Annotated in this window: 1 pseudogene; it reads left to right on the top strand. The window is 64.9% G+C overall.

Annotation, left to right across the window (positions count from 1 at the left end):
• Positions 1-1,169, top strand: a pseudogene (gene glmU / locus ASD01_RS25365) (bifunctional UDP-N-acetylglucosamine diphosphorylase/glucosamine-1-phosphate N-acetyltransferase GlmU); the annotation flags it as partial.
• Between the last annotated feature and the right edge of the window lie 234 nt (positions 1,170-1,403).

Genomic DNA, 1,403 nt, shown 5'->3' on the forward strand with positions numbered 1-1,403 from the left:
CGCCGACATCGGCGGCGTGTCGGTTTCGTCCTATCTGCAGAAGGAACGGCTCGGCACCGGCCATGCGGTGCTTGCTGCCCGCGACGCCATCGCAAAGGGGTTCGACGACATTCTCGTCGTTTTCGGCGACACGCCGCTGATCCAGCCTGAACCACTTCGGGCCGCTCGCGAGGGACTTGCGGCCGGCAACGATGTGGTGGTGATCGGCTTCGAGGCGGCAGACCCGTCGGGCTACGGCCGCCTGATCGTMAAGGACGGCGCGCTGSTCGCCATTCGCGAGCACAAGGACGCAACGGAAGAAGAGCGCCGCATCACCTATTGCAACGGCGGCCTGATGGCGATCGACGGTCGCAAGGCACTCGATCTTCTCGGCCGCATCGGTAACGCCAACGTCAAGGGCGAGTATTACCTGACCGACCTCGTGGAGATCGTCCGCGAGATCGGTGGGCAGGCGATTGCCGTCGAGGCCCCCGAAGAAGAACTGACTGGCTGCAACACGCGCGCCGAGCTCGCCTTCATCGAGCGGCTTTGGCAGCAGCGCCGCCGCCACGAGCTGATGCTGTCGGGCGTATCGATGATCGCGCCGGAAACCGTGTTTCTCGCCTGGGATACCGCGCTGGAGCAGGATGTCCTGGTCGAGCCGAATGTCGTCTTCGGCCCGGGCGTGCGCGTCGAGAGCGGCGCGATCATTCATGCCTTCTCGCATGTCGAGGGTGCGACGGTGCGCGCCGGCGCGACGGTCGGTCCGTCGCCCGGGTGCCGATCTCGGCGAAAACTCCAAGGTCGGCAATTTCTGCGAGGTCAAGAAGGCTGAGATCGGCGCCGGCGCCAAGGTCAATCACCTGACGTATATCGGCGATGCGTTCGTCGGCGCAGGCACCAACATCGGCGCCGGCACGATCACCTGCAATTACGATGGTGTGAACAAGCACGAGACGCGGATCGGCGAAAATGCCTTTATCGGCTCGAACTCGTCTCTGGTTGCGCCGGTGACGATCGGCAACGGCGCCCTGGTCGCCTCCGGCAGCGTCATCACCGAGGATGTGCCGGCCGACGCCGTCGCCTTTGGCCGCGCACGCCAGGAGATCAAGCCTGGCCGGGCACGGCTGCTGCGCGAGCGGTACGAGGCGGTGAAGGCAGCCAAGAAGGCGGCGAAGGCTGCCGGTTAGGCCCGTGGTGCCCGCGTGTCCGCGGGTTCGCCTCGGATTTGCTGCATGTCGCTTGATTCCGCTAGGATTCGCGGGAACATGCGGCGGCGTTAAACATTGAAATCGAAAGTGAAATCGGGGCGGATTGCCTCGACCTGCAAATGCTTTACCAAGACAGCGCGCCGGGCGGCATTTCCGCCCTCGTTGAACAGGGGCGCCGATCGCGGCGCGGGGACGAATTCGGAGACGACTATG

The organism is Ensifer sp. Root423 (assembly GCF_001426275.1).
In the GTDB taxonomy this organism is placed as follows: Bacteria; Pseudomonadota; Alphaproteobacteria; order Rhizobiales; family Rhizobiaceae; genus Ensifer; species Ensifer adhaerens.